At 71.7% G+C, this 18,035-nt stretch carries 11 protein-coding genes and 2 tRNA genes; 12 read left to right on the top strand and 1 reads right to left on the bottom strand.

Features of this window, described 5'->3' with window-relative positions:
- Positions 1–17 precede the first annotated feature (17 nt).
- The 7 genes from ACWPXV_RS06070 (at position 18) to ACWPXV_RS06040 (ending at position 9,900) form a co-directional block, all read left to right on the top strand.
- The gene (locus ACWPXV_RS06070) at positions 18–1,268 is read left to right on the top strand and encodes a threonine/serine ThrE exporter family protein (protein ID WP_454084388.1); all 1,251 of its coding nucleotides are present in this window, start codon (positions 18–20) and stop codon (positions 1,266–1,268) included.
- A gap of 59 nt (positions 1,269–1,327) precedes the next feature.
- Positions 1,328–1,416: transfer RNA gene (locus ACWPXV_RS06065), tRNA-Ser, on the top strand.
- A 163-nt stretch (positions 1,417–1,579) separates the two neighbouring features.
- Complete coding sequence (locus tag ACWPXV_RS06060; RefSeq protein WP_454084387.1) at positions 1,580–4,036, top strand: molybdopterin oxidoreductase family protein; 2,457 nt, start codon at positions 1,580–1,582, stop codon at positions 4,034–4,036.
- On the top strand, positions 4,033–4,515 hold the full coding sequence (locus tag ACWPXV_RS06055) for a hypothetical protein (protein ID WP_454084386.1): 483 nt from the start codon (positions 4,033–4,035) through the stop codon (positions 4,513–4,515). Before ACWPXV_RS06060 ends, ACWPXV_RS06055 begins: the two co-directional genes overlap by 4 nt.
- Complete coding sequence (locus ACWPXV_RS06050) at positions 4,512–5,180, top strand: hypothetical protein (protein ID WP_454084385.1); 669 nt, start codon at positions 4,512–4,514, stop codon at positions 5,178–5,180. The genes ACWPXV_RS06055 and ACWPXV_RS06050 overlap by 4 nt, the downstream gene beginning before the upstream one ends.
- Before the next feature lie 160 nt (positions 5,181–5,340).
- Complete coding sequence (locus ACWPXV_RS06045; protein WP_454084384.1) at positions 5,341–9,666, top strand: lamin tail domain-containing protein; 4,326 nt, start codon at positions 5,341–5,343, stop codon at positions 9,664–9,666.
- A 161-nt stretch (positions 9,667–9,827) separates the two neighbouring features.
- Positions 9,828–9,900, top strand: a tRNA-Arg gene (locus ACWPXV_RS06040).
- Positions 9,901–10,038: 138 nt separating this feature from the next.
- Here ACWPXV_RS06040 and ACWPXV_RS06035 read toward each other — a convergent pair.
- Positions 10,039–11,634 (bottom strand): hypothetical protein, encoded by a 1,596-nt coding sequence (locus tag ACWPXV_RS06035; RefSeq protein WP_454084383.1) that lies wholly within the window; start codon positions 11,632–11,634, stop codon positions 10,039–10,041.
- Positions 11,635–11,874: 240 nt separating this feature from the next.
- On the opposite strand from ACWPXV_RS06035, the gene ACWPXV_RS06030 reads away from it, so the two are divergent.
- The 5 genes from ACWPXV_RS06030 to ACWPXV_RS06010 all read left to right on the top strand — a co-directional run bounded on the left by ACWPXV_RS06030 (position 11,875) and on the right by ACWPXV_RS06010 (position 17,958).
- Positions 11,875–13,008 carry a Gfo/Idh/MocA family protein gene (locus tag ACWPXV_RS06030; RefSeq protein ID WP_454084382.1) on the top strand — a complete coding sequence of 378 codons (1,134 nt, stop codon included), beginning with the start codon at positions 11,875–11,877 and terminating at the stop codon, positions 13,006–13,008.
- The gene (locus ACWPXV_RS06025) at positions 13,005–14,507 is read left to right on the top strand and encodes a sugar ABC transporter ATP-binding protein (RefSeq protein WP_454084381.1); all 1,503 of its coding nucleotides are present in this window, start codon (positions 13,005–13,007) and stop codon (positions 14,505–14,507) included. The genes ACWPXV_RS06030 and ACWPXV_RS06025 overlap by 4 nt, the downstream gene beginning before the upstream one ends.
- Positions 14,504–15,592, top strand: a complete 1,089-nt coding sequence (locus tag ACWPXV_RS06020) for an ABC transporter permease (protein WP_454084380.1) — start codon at positions 14,504–14,506, stop codon at positions 15,590–15,592. The genes ACWPXV_RS06025 and ACWPXV_RS06020 overlap by 4 nt, the downstream gene beginning before the upstream one ends.
- Positions 15,589–16,638, top strand: coding sequence for an ABC transporter permease (locus ACWPXV_RS06015; RefSeq protein ID WP_454084379.1), 1,050 nt, complete (start codon positions 15,589–15,591; stop codon positions 16,636–16,638). The genes ACWPXV_RS06020 and ACWPXV_RS06015 overlap by 4 nt, the downstream gene beginning before the upstream one ends.
- Positions 16,639–16,710: 72 nt before the next feature.
- Positions 16,711–17,958, top strand: coding sequence for a substrate-binding domain-containing protein (locus ACWPXV_RS06010; RefSeq protein WP_454084378.1), 1,248 nt, complete (start codon positions 16,711–16,713; stop codon positions 17,956–17,958).
- Positions 17,959–18,035: the final 77 nt, after the last annotated feature.

Raw genomic sequence — 18,035 nt, 5'->3', positions numbered from 1 at the left:
CCCGGCATGATGGTCCGGTGCAGGACGCTCCCGAACACTCCCTCGAGCGCAGGTCGGCAGCCGTCCTCCGGCTCGGCTCCATGCTGCTCGCCGCCGGCGCCGGCTCCTACCGGGTCAAGGACTCGATGCGGCGTGCGGCGCACGCCCTCGGCCTGCACCAGCACCGCGCGCAGGTGACGCTCACCGAGATCACCACGACCGCCCGCGACGGTGACCAGGTGCGCACCGAGGTCGTCGAGCAGCGCGAGGTGGGCGTCAACGCCGACCGGATCGACGCGCTCGCCGGCGTCGTCGAGCGCCTGCGCCCCGGCCGGCCCGTGAGCGAGCTGGAGGAGGCGCTGGAACGGGCGGAGCGCACGCCCGCGCGCTACGGGGCCGTCCTCAACGCGCTGGCCGTCGCCCTGGCCTGCGCGGCCTTCGCCTTCCTCAACGACGGCGGGCCGATCGTCTGCGCCGCCGTGCTCGTGGCCGCGGGGCTGGGCCAGACGGTCCGCCGGCGGATGCAGCACGCGCGGCTCAACAAGTTCGCGATGACGGCGCTCGCGGCGGCGCTGTCGAGCAGCGTGTACGTGGGGATCGTCCTCGGCCTCGAGCGGCTCGACGTCGCCGACGCCTCCCACGAGGCCGGCCTCATCTCCGCGGTCCTCTACCTCGTACCCGGCTTCCCGCTCGTCACCGGCGTGCTCGACCTCGTCCGCATGGACCTGTCCGCCGGCGTCGCCCGGCTCGCGTACGTCACCGTCACGCTCCTGTCGGCCGGGATGAGCGTGTGGGCGGTGTCGTGGGTGGCCGCCCTCGAGCTCGACGGGACGACGACGACGGCGCTCGCCGGCCCGCTCCTCCTCGCACTGCGGGTGGTGGCCAGTGCCGTCGCGGCGGCCGGCTTCGCCATCCTCTTCAACTCCACCCCGCGCGCCGCGTGCGTCGCGGCGGTCATCGGCGGGATCGCCAACCCGGCGCGGATCTACCTCGTCGAGGCGGGCGTCGCGCCGCAGGCGGCCTCGCTGGCGGCGGCCTGCGTGATCGGACTCCTAGCGGCGCTCGCGGCCTCCCGCGGGCGCGCCTCGCGGGTCACGCTCTCGGTCCCCGCCGTCGTCATCATGGTGCCCGGCGTGATGATCTACCGGTCCCTCGTGCACCTCAACGAGGGCGAGGTGGCGCAGGCGCTGGGCAACGGCGTCGAGGCGACGTTCGTCGTCATGGGGCTGGGCGTGGGGCTCGCCGTGGCCCGCATGCTCACCGACAAGAACTGGGCCTTCGACCGGTGACGACGACGCGCTTTGGACGCGCGGGCGTCTCCGGGTATCTTGGGTGGCGCATGACCCTTGGAGACGTCGCATAGTCAGGTCTAGTGCGCGGCCCTGCTAAGGCCGTGACGGGGCAACCCGTCCGTGGGTTCAAATCCCACCGTCTCCGCTCGTGTCCCGAGAGGCCCGGAACCGCGACGCTGTCGCAGGTCCCGGGCCTCTCGTGCTTCTCCTCCCGGTCGGCGCGCCCGGCCGCGAGGCGCCCACCGAGGTTGCGCCGCCCCCGCGGCGGGTCTTTGCTGGCAGGCACGACGGCAGCCAGGAGGTGCACGGTGGCGAGGACGGACCGGATCGCCGAGATCTGGGGAACGCGGACGCCCTACGGGCCAGGGGAGACGTGGCCGGTCCGCGTCGACACCCACCTGGCGGAGGGCGTCGACCCTGACGATGTCGACCGGTGGGTGCCGAGCGCCTCGATCCTCCACTCCAACGGGGACGGCATCGACATCGCGGTCAAGGACGACCGGATCGTCGGTGTCCGCGGTCGTGCCAAGGACCGCGTCAACCACGGCCGCCTCGGTCCCAAGGACCTCTTCGGATGGCAGGCCAACGGCTCCCCGGACCGGTTGACGCGCCCGCTGGTCCGCAAGGGGGGCAAGCTCGTCGAGACCTCCTGGGACGAGGCGATGGAGCGGGTCGTCGGGCGGACGAAGGAGCTGCTGAAGGAGCAGGGACCCAGCGCCGTCGGCTTCTACACCACCGGCCAGCTCTTCCTCGAGGAGTACTACACGCTCGGTCTCGTCGCCCACGGCGGCATCGGGACGAACCACGTCGACGGCAACACGCGGCTGTGCACGGCGACGGCCGCGGCCGCGCTCAAGGAGTCCTTCGGCTGCGACGGGCAGCCGGGCTCGTACACCGACATCGACCACGCCGACGTCATCGCCCTCTACGGACACAACATGGCCGAGACGCAGACCGTGCTGTGGACCCGCGTCCTCGACCGGCTCGCCGGGCCCAACCCGCCGCAGATCATCTGCGTCGACCCGCGCCCCACGCCGGTCGCCCGGGCTGCGACCGTCCACCTCGCGCCGCGGCCCGGCACGAACGTCGCCCTGATGAACGGGCTGCTCCACGAGATCGTCGCGGGCGGCTGGGTGGACCACGACTACGTCGCCGCGCATGTCGTCGGCTACGACGAGCTGGCCGCCCGCGTGAAGGACTACCCGCCCGAGAGGGTCGCCGAGATCTGCGACGTCCCCGCCGAGCAGGTCCGGCAGGCGGCGCGGATCCTCGGGACGGCGAAGCGGCTGCTGTCCACGGTGCTCCAGGGCTTCTACCAGTCCCACCAGGCCACCGCGGCGGCCGTACAGGTGAACAACGTCCACCTCCTGAGAGGGATGCTCGGCCGGCCCGGGTGCGGGGTGCTCCAGATGAACGGGCAGCCCACCGCCGAGAACACCCGTGAGGCGGGCGCCGACGGGGACCTGCCTGGCTTCCGGAACTGGTCCAACGACGAGCACGTCAAGGACCTCGCCCGCGTGTGGAACGTCGACCCGATGGACATCCCGCACTACTCCCCGCCCACCCACGTCATGCAGATGATCCGGTATGCCGAGGAGGGCTCCATCCGGATGCTGTGGGTCCAGGCGACCAACCCGGCCGTCTCCCTGCCCGAGCTCGAGCGGATCCGCTCGATCCTCACCCAGGAGCGGCTCTTCCTCGTCGTCCAGGACATCTTCCTCTCGGAGACCGCTCAGCTCGCCGACGTCGTCCTGCCCGCCGCGACGTGGGGCGAGAAGACCGGGACGTTCACCAACGCCGACCGCACCGTCCACCTCTCGGAGAAGGCGGTCGACCCTCCCGGTGAGGCCAAGGCGGACCTCGACATCTTCATCGACTTCGCCCACCGGCTCGGCCTCAAGGACAAGGACGGCGCCCCGCTCGTGAAGTGGACCGACGCCGAGGGCGCCTTCGAGGGATGGAAGGAGTGCAGCCGCGGCCGCCCGTGCGACTACACCGGCATGAGCTACGACAAGCTGCGCGACAGCGGTGGCATCCAGTGGCCCTGCACCGACGAGCACCCCGACGGCACGGAGCGCATCTACACCGACGGGCAGTTCTGGTCCGCACCGGACTACTGCGAGAGCTACGGGCGCGACCTCGTCACCGGGGCGCCGCTGGAGCCGACGGAGTACAAAGCACTGAACCCGAGCGGCAAGGCGATCGTCAAGGCGGCGGCCTGGTTCCCGCCCCACGAGCAGCCGGGCGAGGACTACCCGCTCCAGCTCATCACCGGCCGCACCGTCTACCACTTCCACACCCGCACGAAGACCGGCCGGGCACCCCAGCTCCAGGCCGCGGCGCCCGAGGTGTGGGTCGAGGTCTCCGTCACCGACGCCGACACCCTCGGCCTGGCCGAGGGAGACCTCGCCGAGATCACGACGCCGCGCGGCTCGGTCCAGGCACGGGTGAGGATCAGCGGCATCCGCAAGGGGGTGGTCTTCCTCCCGTTCCACTACGGCTACTGGGACACCGGCACGGGCCACGAACCCGACGGCGCCGGTCGCGCCGCCAACGAGCTCACCGTCACGGACTGGGACCCCGCGTCCAAGCAGCCGATCTTCAAGACGGCCGCCGCCCGGGTCCGCAGGGTCGACGACGGCGGTGGCACGCCGTCGTCGGCACCGACGACGGCGGGATCGGCGCCCGTCGGACGCGCCGTGCCCGCCACCACCGGTGGTGCTGCAGGCATGGCCGACGAGGACCTCACCGGAGGCACGCGATGAAGATCGGCCTGGCCCTGCGCGAGCTCCACCGCTCGGAGAACGACCTCGCCCACGAGCTGTTCCAGGTCTCCGAGCGGCACAAGGTGGACCACGAGATCTTCTACGTCGCCCGCGACCTCGCCGTGTGGTCCCAGCGCCACGTGCGTGAGATCGCGGCGATCGCCGAGCACTACGGCGAGGATCTCGACCACGAGCCGGAGGGCGAGTTCGGGTTCATGGAACGGGTGCGGGACAAGGGCAGCGAGCTCGTCGGCCGCGCGCGGACGCCCGGCCTCCTGCTCCTGCGGGACCTGCGCGAGATCTACATGAAGGCCGCGGGTGTCTCGGTCGACTGGGAGCTGCTCGCCCAAGCCGCGCAGGGGATCAAGCACGTCGATCTCCTGCAGCTCGCCGAGGAGTGCCACCCCGACACGCTGCGACAGATGCGCTGGGCCAACGCCCAGCTCAAGGTCCAGGCGACGCAGGTGCTCGTCAGTTGAGCGCCGCGCCGGACGTCACCACGCGCGTCGTCCTGCGCCCCATCGGCACGCCACTGCCGTTGGGGTTCGTGGGGCTGTTCGTCGCCACCGTGGGCTTCAGTACGCTGCAGCTCGGCTGGGTGGCGCCCGAGCAGGGCCGGAACATCGCGGTGGGAGTGCTCGCCCTCACCGTCCCGGTCCAGCTGCTCTCCGCCGTGTACGGTTTCCTCGCCCGTGACCCCGTGGCCGGTACGGGCATGGCCACACTGGCCGGCACGTGGGCGGCGGCGGGCCTGGTGACCGCGACGTCACCACCGGGCGCGTCCTCGCCCGGCCTGGGCGTGCTCTTCCTTGCGGCGGCGGCCGTGATGCTCGTGCCGGCCGTGGCCGGCATGTCGAAGCTCGTCGCCGCAGGGGTCATGGGACTCACCTCGCTGCGGTTCGCGCTCACGGGGGTCGCGGAGGCCACGGGGGACAGCGTGTGGGCGGCCGCGGCCGGAGGCGCCGGTCTGGTGCTCGCCGCCGCCGCGCTCTACGCGGCACTCGCCTTCGAGCTCGAGGACACCCACCACCGCACCATCCTGCCGACAGGGCGACGTGGCGCCGGAGCCGACACCATGACGGGAAGCGCCCGGGACGAGGTCGGTCCGGTGATCCACGAGGCCGGGGTACGCAAGCAACTCTGAGGCGGCTCGGTGGCACCGTCGCCGTGCCCGGGGGCCCCGGGGGAGAGGACGCTCGGCGTTCACCTGGCGATCATCCTCGGTCCACCCGCCGTTCTCGCCGCCACGCAAGCATGCCGCTGGGCAGGTACACGCCTGCCCTGCTCACGACCGAAAGGACGTCATGCTCCGTCGTCATGACCGGCCCTCACGTGCCGGCCGCGCACTCATCGCGGCTGCTGCCGCCGGGGCGGTGACGCTGGGCGCCACGCTCCCGGCAGCCGCTTCGCTTCCCATGCGCTACGACATCGAGCCGGGCTCGCCCGTGCTCATCAGCGAGGTCGCCAACGGTGGCGCCGGCGCCACCACGCAGGCCAACCGCGACTCGGCGAAGAACTTCATCGAGCTCACGAACTACAGCTCCACCCCCATCGACATCTCCGGGTGGAAGGTCTTCCGCTGCGGCCAGACCGGCGGCGGGTACGGCCCGCAGGCCGTCGTCGCCGACGGCACCGTCCTCGAGCCGGGGGACCAGTACACGACGGCGCGGGAGGGCTCCGGCTACGACGCCGACTCCTTCTACGGCACGAGCCTGCACGAGTTCGGTTTCGGCGCCTTCATCGAGGACGCGAGCGGCCAGCGCGTGGACGCCATCGGCTTCTACCACGAGGACATCGCCACCGACTGCGACGTCGAGAACCAGTGGCTGCAGCGCGGCCTCCAGCACCGCCTCGACGAGTCCCACCAGCGCGTGGGCAGCACCGGCGACATCGAGCAGGACTGGGTCGTCGCGCCGCGCACCGTCGACGCCCCCAACGTCACCGAGCAGGACGTCGCCACCGTGGACAACGGGCTGCGCTTCTCCGAGCTCAACAGCAGCGGCTCCCAGAGCACCGCCGACCAGTACGTCGAGATCACCAACTACGGTGACGCCCCGGTCGACATGAGCGGATACCAGCTCTTCCGCTGCGGCGAGAACGGCACCCAGTACCTCCAGGTCGGCGCGCTGCCGGACGGCTCGGTCCTCGAGCCCGGCGACAGCTACCTCGCGGCGCGCGACGGCGGCACCTACGCGGCCGACGCCGATGTCACCTACGGCACGTCGATGCACTGGCGCGACTTCGGCGCCATGCTCCTCACGGGCGAGGACGAGATCGTCGACCGCGTCGGTGTCTACGACAACCGCAACAGCCCCTGCACCGCGGGCTCGCCGATCGACGAGAAGCTCAACCACTTCGACGGCACCACCTACCAGCGCGTCGCCGACACCGGCGACAACCTCACCGACTTCGTCGTCACCGCCACCCGCACCCCCGGCGTCGACGACCCCACGACCGACTACGCCCCCGCGCCCACCTTCGCGGGCGTCCGGGACGTGCGTCTCAGCGAGATCGCGGCCGGCGGCCCGGCGGGCGGGAACGACGAGTTCTTCGAGCTCGGCAACTACGGCAGCGAGCCCGTCGACCTGTCCGGCTGGAGCGCCTACCGCTGCTACGGCACCGGCCAGCCCGGTATCGGCGCCGACGTCCAGATCGCCGACCTCGGCGTCACCCTGCAGCCCGGTGAGACCTACGTCGGTGTCCCCACCGGCGCCCCCGCCGCGCTCCGCGACATCGCCGACGGCGTCTACGCCACCGGCCTCAACCAGACCGACGGCTACGGCATGTACATCACCGACGCCGACGGCACCCTCGTCGACGCCGTCGCCTCCTACGACGTCACCGTCGACAGGTACACCCCCTGCGGCCTCGGCGAGGAGACCCGGAACTGGACGAAGGACGACCTCGGCGAGAGCTACACCCGCGCGCAGGCGACCGGTGACAACGAGCTCGACTTCGTCGTCGCCGCCGAGCGCACCCCCGGTGAGCTTCGCGACGCCGAGTACGTCGACCCCACCGAGCCGCTGCCCGGTGAGCTGGACCCGGTGAGCGTGGAGACCAACCACGTCCCCGGTACCCCCGCCGTCTCCACCGACGACGACGGCGCCACCACCGTGACGACGGCGGACGAGGGCGGCACGTCCCTCGAGCTCACCGCCCGCGTGGCCGACCTGCGCGACTCCGCCGACGTCGTCGTCCGCCAGGGCGTGAGCACCGACGCCGTGCCCGCGACCCTCGAGGTCGACGGCGAGGAGCTCGTCGAGGAGGCCGGCGAGGTCTCCGGCACCGGCGGCTTCCCCTTCCAGCGCTTCGAGGTCCCCACCGACGGCCCCGTCGAGGTTGTGTGGACCGGCACCGCGACCCCGCGCAACGAGCTCCAGCTCCTGCTCTGGGCCGACGACGCGTGGAAGGTTCTCGAGACGGCGGTCCCGTCCACGGACGGTGACGTCACCCTCGTCGGTGAGGTGCCGGCGTCGGCAGTGGCCGACGGCGTCGCCCACGTCATGGTCATCGACGGCCCCCGCACCAGCGGCGGGCTGCTCGACGAGGTCGGCGTGCACGACAACGCCTTCGCCGACCCGGGCAGCTACGACGTCGCGATCAACCACATGACCGACACCCAGTTCCTCGCCGAGGGCTTCCGGGACGTCTTCCGCCAGATGGTTACGTGGGTCGTCGCCAATGCCGACGCCCGCCACATCGGCTACAACACCCTCACCGGCGACATCATCGAGAACTGGATCAACGGCAACAACGCCGAGGAGCGGGCCGACCGCGAGTTCCAGGCGGCGCAGGACATCATGAGCCTGCTCAACGACGCCCAGATCCCCAACGGCGTGCTGCCCGGCAACCACGACAACATGTGGGGCCACAACAACGACAAGTACAACGACTACTTCCCGGTGAGCATGTACGAGGACGAGCCCTGGTACGGCGAGCCGTGGGCGCCGGAGGACAACTCCGCGCACACCGACTACTTCTCCGCCGGTGGCACGGACTTCCTCTCCATCAGCCTGCCGTACCGTCCGTCGGACGAGCAGCTCGCCTGGGCGTCCGAGCAGGCCGCGGCGCACCCGGACCACAGCGTGGTCCTCGGCGTGCACTCCTACCTGCACACGAGCGGTGAGCGCGACGACGTCGACCGCCGCTACACGGCCACCGGCAACGACGTCTGGGAGACGGTCGTCGCGCCGAACGACAACGTCTTCCTCGTCCTCGGCGGTCACTACCACGGCGTCTCCACCATGTACGGGGACCCGGTGACCGGGGAGCAGACCGACGCGACGGAGGTCTCGCCCGACGTCGTCGCCGTCAGCAACGTCGGCGCCACCGGGCGCACCGTCGTCGAGATGCTCGCCGACTACCAGGGCTACCGCTCCACCCAGGCGGAGGACCCGACCGTCACCCGCGCGGACATGCTCGACCGCGACACCGGCTTCCAGCGGCTCCTCCAGCTGGACCTCGACGCCGGGCTCATGGCGGTCAACGCCTACTCCCCGACGCTCGAGACCTTCGAGGCGTGGCGCTACGACGAGCCCGCGTTCCGCGGGGAGAACGCGCGCTACGACGCGACGGACGAGGAGTTCGTCGTCGAGGTCGACCTCGTCCGGTCGACGACGCTGCGCCCGACCGCCTTCGCGGTCACCGCGCCGTCGACGGAGGTCGTGTCCGCCTCCGCGGCGCCGGGGGAGGCCGTCACGGTGCCGCTCGCGGCGACCGACGTCGACCAGCTGTGGTTCGCCCGCGCGGCTGACGACGACGGCAACGTCGTCACCTCGCTGCCGGTCGTCCTGCCGGCGGAGACCGACGAGCCGGACCCCGAGCCCGAGCCCGAGCCCGAGCCGGAGCCCGAGCCGGAGCCGGAGCCCGAGCCGGAGCCGGTGGACCGTCGGACGGCGGAGTTCCACCTCTCCAACACGTGGCGGGGGTCGACGGACGTCCACTTCATGTACGGCCGGTGGGCCGACGAGGTGTACATCGGTGACTGGGACGCGGACGGCCGTGACACGGTCGCGGTCCGCCGCGGGAACGAGTTCCACGTGGCCAACGGCGTCACCGGTGGCGCTCCGGACGACGTGTTCCGCTACGGCCGCGACGGCGACACCGTCCTCGTCGGCGACTGGAACGGTGACGGGACCGACACCTTCGCGGTGCGCCGCGGGGCGGAGTACCACGTGAAGGACTCCCTCAACCCCGGCGATGCCGACGTCGTCTTCCGCTACGGCCGCGCCGACGACGAGGTGCTCGTGGGTAGCTGGAACGGCAGCGGTGGCGACACCTTCGCGGTGCGTCGCGGGCAGGTCTACCACGTGCGCAACTCCCTGACCGGTGGACCGGCGGACGTGGTCTTCCCCTACGGCAAGGCGGACGACGTCGTGCTGGCCGGTGACTGGGACGGCGACGGGCGTGACAGCTTCGCCGTGCAGCGCGGCCGGACGTACCACGTCAACAACGCCCTGCGCGGCGGGGACGCGGACACGGTCGTCACCTTCGGCCGTGAGGGCGACGAGGTCCACGTCGGTGACTGGGACGGCAACGGCAGCGACACGATCGGTGTCCGCCGCCCCGTCGGCCAGGCGCCGGCCGCCGGCTCCACGAAGAAGGTCGCCGGCCTCGCCAAGGCCGGCTGACCAACCCACCCCATGTGCCGACAGCTGGATCTCGCCCGGTGCGGGATCCAGCTGTCGGCGGCGGAGGGGGCGCGGGTGGAAGTCACGGCCCCTGGAGGGGTCTGGGATTTTCACCGGCGGCGTCGGGCGGCTATGCTCGTTCTCGGCCCTCCGGGGCTGATGCGCCCGTAGCTCAATGGATAGAGCATCTGACTACGGATCAGAAGGTTGGGGGTTCGAGTCCCTCCGGGCGCACTTCGTTTGAGACAGCGAACTAGAACGGCCCCAGCACGGCGAGAGCCTGCTGGGGCCGTTCTCGTCGTCCCGGCGCACGGCGACGAAGCCCCCGCAGGCTGAGCCTGGCGGGGGCCTCGCGTCACCGGCGCGCTGGATTCACCGGCGGATGCCGAGGGTGTTCTTCCCGTCCCCGTTCCAGTCGCCCACGAGCGTGGTGTCCTCGGCGCGGCCGTACTTGAGGACGACGTCCGCGTCCCCGCCCCGGATCGCGTTCTTCACGTAGTACGTGCGCTCGCGACGGACCGTGAGGGTGTCGCGGCTGTCGCCGTCCCAGTCCCCGACGTACACGTCGTCGTCGGCCCGTCCGTAGCTGACGACGTGGTCGGCGTCGCCGCCGCGGATGGCGTTCTTCAGGTGGTAGACCTTCCCGCGGCGCACGGCGAAGGTGTCGCGGCCGTTGCCGTCCCAGTCGCCGACGAGGATGGTGTCCTTCGCCCGGCCGTAGCTGATGACGTGGTCCGCGTCCCCGCCCTGGACGGAGTTCTTCACGTGGTAGGTCTTGCCGCGGCGCACGGCGAAGGTGTCCACGCCGTCGCCGTTCCAGTCGCCCACGTACACGGCGTCCCCCGCGCGGCCGTAGTCGATCACCCGCGTGGGGGCGCCGGCGCTCACGCTGTCACGGATGTAGAACGTCTTGCCCACCCGGTAGGCGATGGAGTCGCGACCGTCCCCGTCCCAGTCGCCGACGTAGCTGCGCCCGCCGGCGTTGCCGTACTGGAAGACGTACCGGGCGCTGCCCGAGAAGGTGTCGGCCAGGTGGTAGACGTTGCCCGTCCCGCCGATCCCGCCGTCGACGATGTCGCGCGTGCTCCGGCCGTCCTCAGCCGGGATGGCGCGCACCTTCGGGGCGCTCGGCCGGCGCGACCCGCCCAGGTGCTGCCGGATCTCGCGGTCGACGATCGGGGCGAACTGGCCCCAGCGGTAGTGGTCCTCGCGGGCCACCCACGTCGCGTCCGTGGTGAAGCCGTTGCGGGTGTACCAGCTGTACCCGCCGCGGGCACCCCACGGCTTGGTCGTGTACCCGTCCTCGTCCGCGGTCCCGGTGTCGAAGGAGACGACGGTCGAGGCCTTGTAGCCGGGCGAGAACCGGGGCGTGCCCACCGGGGCGCCGCCGTAGGAGATGGCGATGGCGAGGTCGACCGAGTGCGCCTCGCCGTGGGCCGGCAGGAAGAAGCGGGTGGCCCACTGCGCACCGGAGGAGTAGCCGCCGATGACGACGCGGTCGAGGTCGATCTCGTACTGCGACTTCACCCGGGCGATGAGGTCTGAGGACCAGCGCGCCTTGCCCGGGGCGTGCGCGACGTCGTACCAGCAGTTGTCGGAGTCGTCGCAGTCCGGCCCGGGGGCCTCGGGGGTCACGAGCAGCATGTTGTGCTTGCGCGCGACGGCGACCAGGCCCTTGCTGCCGTCAGCGTCCAGGAGGAAGTCGCTGTTCGGCTGGTCCAGCCCCAGGCCGCCCGAGCCGTCGGTGTAGACGAGCAGGCCCACGGGGCGTGACCAGTCCAGGCCCGCGGCGAAGATGTGGTAGCTCGACCGGTAGCCGCTGGAGGTGAACGGGACGTCGAGCCGATTGGTGCGCGAGCCGCCCGAGCCGCCGGTGGAGTCCGCGGCCGCCGGGGCCGCGGCGCCGGTGATGGCCAGCCCCAGGACGGCGAGGGCGACGACGGCGGTACGGACGAGACGGCGGTACACAGGCACTCCAGATGGTGTGAGGAACGACGACCCGGGTCGGGCCGGGCCATCCCCTCGGATGATCGGCTCGCGCGCACGGTCGATGAGCGCTGCGCTCGCAGTATGTGTCGCGCTTGGTCGGCCCGGCGACCGGGCCGGGGGTTCCGTCACACGGCCTGGCGTAAATGTCGACCACATGTCCGGGGTCCGCATTGCGGCTTTTGCTTGACATGTGACGTAAGTCCTCCCTACGGTCTGGGCATGCCTGTTACGGGGGTCACAGCAGACCGGGGACGCGAGGCTGCCAGCGCTGGCAGCTACCGCGCAGGAATTGTCGGAGCCGGGTTCATGGGCGGCGTGCACGCGCGCGCCGTACGGGTGAACGGCGGGGAAGTCGTCGGGGTGGTGGCGAGCAGCGAGAACCGCTCCGCCCAGGCCGCCGACGAGCTCCACGCCACCCGGCTCTTCAGCGACGTCGACGAGCTCCTCGCCTGCGACGACGTCGACGTCATCCACGTCTGCACGCCCAACTACCTGCACCACGAGCTGACCATGCGAGCGCTCGCCGCCGGCAAGCACGTCGTGTGCGAGAAGCCGCTCGCGACCACGCCGCAGGACGCCGCGCAGATGCGCGAGGCGGCCGCGGCCGCCGGCCGCGTCGGCGCGGTGCCCTTCGTCTACCGCTTCCACCCGATGGTCCGCGAGGCCCGCGAGATGGTCCGGCGCGGCGAGCTCGGCCGCGTCGTCCTCGCCCACGGCTCCTACCTCCAGGACTGGCTCTCCGGCCCGGAGGACGACAACTGGCGCGTCGACGCCCGCCTCGGCGGGGCGACCCGCGCCTTCGGGGACATCGGCTCCCACTGGTGCGACCTCCTCGAGTTCGTCACCGGGGACCGCATCACCGCCGTCAGCGCGACCAGCGCCACCGTCAACGCCGAGCGGGGCACGGGCCGGTCGACGGTCGACACCGAGGACCTCGTCGTCCTCCAGCTCGAGACGGAGACGGGGGTCGTCGGCACGGCCACCATCTCCCAGGTCTCACCGGGCCGGAAGAACCGCCTGTTCCTCGAGGTCTCCGGTGCCTCCTCGACCATCGCCTTCGACCAGGAGGAGTCGGAGAAGCTGTGGCACGGCGCCCGCGACGGCTCCCGCCTGCTCGTCCGCGACCCCGACACCCTCTCCGCCCCCGCCGCGCAGTACGCCCGCGTGCCCGCCGGGCACCCGCAGGGCTACCAGGAGTGCTTCTCCAACTTCGTCGCCGACACCGCCCGCGCCATCGCGGGCGAGACCGTCGACGGGCTGCCGACCTTCGACGACGGGCTGCGCGCCACCCTGCTGGCCGACGCCGTCGTCCGCTCCGCCGCCTCCCGGACCTGGGTGGAGGTCGGACGATGAGCGCCGGCGCCCCGCTCCTGCGGATGCGCGGCATCACCAAGTCCTTCTTCGGGGTCCAGGTGCTCACCGGCATCGACCTCGAGGTCCGGGCCGGTGAGGTCCACGCCCTCGTCGGGGAGAACGGGGCGGGCAAGTCGACGCTCATGAAGATCCTCGCCGGGGTGCAGCCCGCCGACACCGGCACCATCGAGCTCGACGGCACGCCCGTGACCTTCGCCCACCCGCTCGAGGCGCAGGCCGCCGGTGTCACGACCGTCTTCCAGGAGTTCAACCTCCTGCCCGAGCGGACCGTCGCCGAGAACGTCTACCTCGGCCGCGAGCCGCGCCGCCGCGGCCTGGTCGACCGCGCCCAGATGGTGCGCGACACCGCCGCGCTCCTCGCGGACCTCGGCGTGGACGCCATCGCCCCGGACGTCAAGGTTCGTGCGCTGTCCGTCGCCGAGCAGCAGGTCGTCGAGATCGTCAAGGCGATGTCCTTCGACGCTCGGATCATCTCGATGGACGAGCCCACCGCGGCGCTCGCCGACCACGAGGTCGAGCTCCTCTACCGCCTCGTGCGCCGCCTGCAGGAGCGCGGCGTCGCCGTCCTGTACGTCTCGCACCGGCTCAAGGAGATCTTCGACCTCTGCGACCGGATCACCATCCTCAAGGACGGCAGCCTCGTCGACACGGTCGACACCGCGAGCATCAGCTCCGACGAGCTCGTCCGGAAGATGGTCGGCCGCTCGATCAGCGCCCTGTTCCCCGAGCCGCGCGAGGGCACCCGCAAGGGCGACGTCCGCCTGGCCGTGCGCGGCGTGGGCAACCGCATGGTCCGCGACATCAGCTTCGAGGTCCGAGCGGGAGAGATCGTCGCCCTCGCCGGCCTCCAGGGCAGCGGGCGCACGGAGATCGCCCACGGCCTCTTCGGCGTCGAGCGCTTCCGCACCGGCGAGGTGCACGTCGACGGCAAGCGCGTGGACCCGCGCTCCCCGCGCGACGCCGTCCGCTCGGGCCTGGCCCTCGTCACCGAGGACCGCAAGGCGGAGGGCCTGGCCCTCAACCAGTCCGTCGCCGCCAACGCCCGCCTCGTGCTCGACGCCGTCGCCCCCCGCCAGGCCACGCGCCGCGCCCGCCGCATCCCGGAGATCCTCGCCTCCCTCGAGCTCGCCGCCCGCAGCGGCAGCCACGAGGTCCGCTTCCTGTCCGGCGGCAACCAGCAGAAGGTCGTCCTGGCCAAGTGGCTCGTCACCGACCCCGGCGTCATCGTCATGGACGAGCCCACCCGCGGCATCGACGTCGGCGCCAAGCGGGCCGTCTACGAGCTCATGCGTGACCTCGCCGCCGCGGGCGTGGCCATCGTCCTCATCTCCTCCGAGCTGCCGGAGGTCATCGGAATGGCCGACCGGATCATCGTGCTCCACGACGGTGAGATCAGCGGCGAGCTGCCCGGCGGCTGCGACGAGGAGGCCGTCATGGCCCTGGCCACCCGCCACGACGCGTTGGAGGAGAGCGCATGATGACCGCCACCCCCGAGGTCGGAGCCGCACCGAGCAGCCCCGCGCGCACCTCTCCCGCCCGGCGCTCCCCGCTGCGCTCGGTCCCGCTCATCTACGTCGCCCTGCTGATCCTCCTCGTCGTCGCCGGCGTGCTCCTCGCCGTGCGCGGGGACAACCTGTTCAGCGGTGGCTCGATCATCGACATCCTCACCCGCTCCAGCCTCCTCGGGTTCATCGCCATCGGGCAGACCCTCGTCATCCTGTGCCGCTCCCTCGACCTGTCGGTCGGGTACGTGGCGGCCCTCAGCAGCCTCGTCGCCGCCGTCGTCATGGACGGTGACGAGTCCCGGGTGCTGCTCGGTGTCGCCGCGGCGCTGGGCGTCTCGGCCGGCGTCGGCCTGTTCAACGGGATCGTCACCACCAAGCTCGGCGTCCACGCCTTCATCACGACGCTCGGCTCGGGGCTCATCATCAAGGGCTTCCTCGACACCCGCTACCCCGGCCCGTCCGGAGCGGTCCCCACGTCCTTCCAGGGCTTCGGCTACACGCGCATCGGGATCCTGCCGCTGTCCGCGGTCATCATGCTCGTCATCGCCGGCGTCGGCGTCCTCATGCTTCACCGCACGCGGCTGGGCCACAGCATGTTCGCCGTCGGAGGCAACATCGACGTCGCCCGCCTCTCCGGCATCCGCACCGACCGCACCCTCGTCATCGCGCACGTGCTGTGCTCGACGATGGCGGGACTGGCCGGCCTGCTGCTCGCCGCCCGCTTCAGCACGGGCGTCGGCGCCCAGATCTACGGCGCGGGCTACGACCTCGACTCCATCGCCGCCGTCGTCCTGGGCGGCACGCTCCTCCTCGGCGGCCGTGGCGGGATCGGCGGCACGATCGCGGCGGTCCTCATCCTCGGCGTCCTCGACAGCCTGTTCAACGCCCTGCAGATCAACCCGTTCTTCCGTGACGTCCTGCGCGGCACGATCATCATCGCGGCCGTCGCCATGTACGCCCGCCGGCAGATCGACCCGAAGAAGGCCAGGGCGCGCTTCCGGGACGCGACGTCCCGCCGCGCGAGACCGGCACCGGCGACCGAAGGGGGCCACCCGTGACCACCCGTACCGAGGCCGCCCGCCCCGCGCGGCCCTCCGTCCTCACCCAGCTGCGGCACAACGGCAGCGGGCCGGTGCTCGTCGTGCTGGCCTTCCTCATCGTCGTCATGCTCGTGCTCAACCCGGGCTTCTACGAGCCGCCGTCGCTCATGGCCTTCCTGCGCAACGCGGCACCGCTCGTCGTCCTCGCGATCGGCCAGTACTTCGTCATCGTCTCCGGCGAGTTCGACCTCTCCGTCGGCAGCCTCGTGGGGGCGCAGGTGGTCATCGCCGCCAAGCTCATCAACGGCGAGGAGGACCGCACCTGGCCGGTCATCGCGCTCATGATCGGCTTCGGGCTGCTCGTCGGCCTCGTGAACGGCCTCGTCACCACCCTGCTGCGGGTCCCGTCCTTCATCACCACCCTCGGCACGATGCTCGTCCTCTACGGCGCCATCCGGCTGTGGACCGGCGGCGCGCCCACCGGCGCGCTGTCGGAGAGCTTCCGCCAGTGGGGCCGCATGGGCATCGACATGCCCGTCCTGCGCCAGCTGCCCTACGCGCTCCTCATCATGGTGGCGCTCGCCGTCGTCGGGATCCTCGTCATGAGGTCCTCCTACGGGCGCGTGCTCGTCGCGACGGGAGACAACGACACCGCCGCCTCCTTCGCGGGCGGTCGCGTCTGGATCGTGCGCACCGGGGCCTTCGTCCTGTCCGCCCTCTTCGCCACGGTCGCGGGCATCCTCGTCGGCGGGTTCGCCGGCGTCACCGCCCAGGTGGGTCAGGGCATGGAGTTCACCGCCATCACCGCCGTCGTCCTCGGTGGCGTGCTCCTCGGCGGCGGGCGCGGGTGGATCGTCGGGGCGATCGCCGGTGCGCTCACCTACCAGCTGCTCGAGCGGCTGCTCGTCCAGCTCGACATGCCCTCGACGCTCAACCCCACCATCCAGGGCGTCATCATCATCGCCGCCGTCGCCTTCGCGGCCAACCAGTCCCGCATGCGCCGCGGCAACCGCACCACCGCCCCACAGACCCCGGCCGAGCCCCAGCCCGTGGGAGCCGCATGAGCTGAGCCGCAGTCCCGTCCGCACGCCTACCCACGACCTACCGACCCCGCATCGCTACCAAGGAGGGTACTGATGAAGCACACCACGCTCCGCCTCACCGCAGGCGTCCTCGGCCTGGGCCTCGTCCTCACGGCCTGCACGACCGACACCCCGTCCGAGCCTGTGGACCCCACGACCGCCGCCTCCCAGGACGCCGGCGACGACGCCGGTGACGGCACCGGCGGGGAGGGCGGCACCCCCGAGGGCGAGTTCTTCGTCCGCGCGGACTACGAGCGCGAGCTCGCCCAGCGCGACATGGAGCCCGAGGGCGACCCCGCCACCCCGTGGCTGCAGATGATCGAGCCCATCGAGATGGTCGACACCTCCGAGTTCGCCGCCGACGGCGCCCAGACGCTGTGCTTCTCCAACGCCTCGATCTCCAACCCCTGGCGCGTCACCGGGTGGACCACCATGCAGCAGCAGGTGGAGGTCCTCCAGGAGGAGGGCGTCATCGGGGAGTTCCGCGTCGCGGACGCCGGCGACGACGACAACAAGCAGATCTCCGACATCCAGTCCTTCGTCTCCGACGGCGACTGCGGCGCGATCATCATCTCCCCGTCGACGACGGCGACCCTCACCCCCGCCGTCGAGGCGGCCTGCGAGAGCGGCGCCCCCGTCATCATTTTCGACCGCGGCGTCAACACCGACTGCGCCGTCACCTTCATCCACCCGATCGGCGGCTACGCCTACGGCGCGAGCGGTGCGGAGTTCCTCGTCGAGAACCTCGAGCCCGGCTCGAAGGTCCTCGCGCTGCGGATCCTCCCGGGCGTCGACGTTCTCGAGCACCGCTGGGGTGCGGCGAACGACATCTTCTCGCAGAACGACATCGAGGTGGTGGGCCAGGAGTTCACCGGTGGTGACGCCGCCCAGATCAAGGACATCGTCACCCAGTACCTCCAGCGCGGGGACGTCGACGGCATCTGGATGGACGCCGGTGACGGCGCCGTCGCCGCCGTCGAGGCCTTCGAGGACATGGGTGCGGACTACCCCGTCTTCGTCGGCGAGGACGAGCTGAGCTTCATGCGCAAGTGGAAGGAGACGGGGATGACGGCCATCGGCCTGAGCTACTCCAACTTCCAGTGGCGCACGCCCGTCCTGGCCGCCCAGATGATCTGGGCCGGCGAGGAGGTCCCGGCCGAGTGGGTGCTCCCGCAGGAGCCGATCACCGACGCCGACCTCGACGAGTACCTCGAGCGGAACGCGGACATGCCCTCGCTGCACTACGCCAAGTTCGGCGGCGAGGACCTGCCCGGCTTCCCCGAGGCCTGGCAGGGCAACTAGCACGACCCCGCCGTGGGGCGCCGGACACCGGCGCCCCACGGCGCCCCGCTGGGCACTGACGCCCGGCCCGACGAAGG

This window comes from Georgenia sp. Marseille-Q6866 (genome assembly GCF_965111665.1).
This window is presented reverse-complemented; position numbering and strand designations above follow the sequence as displayed.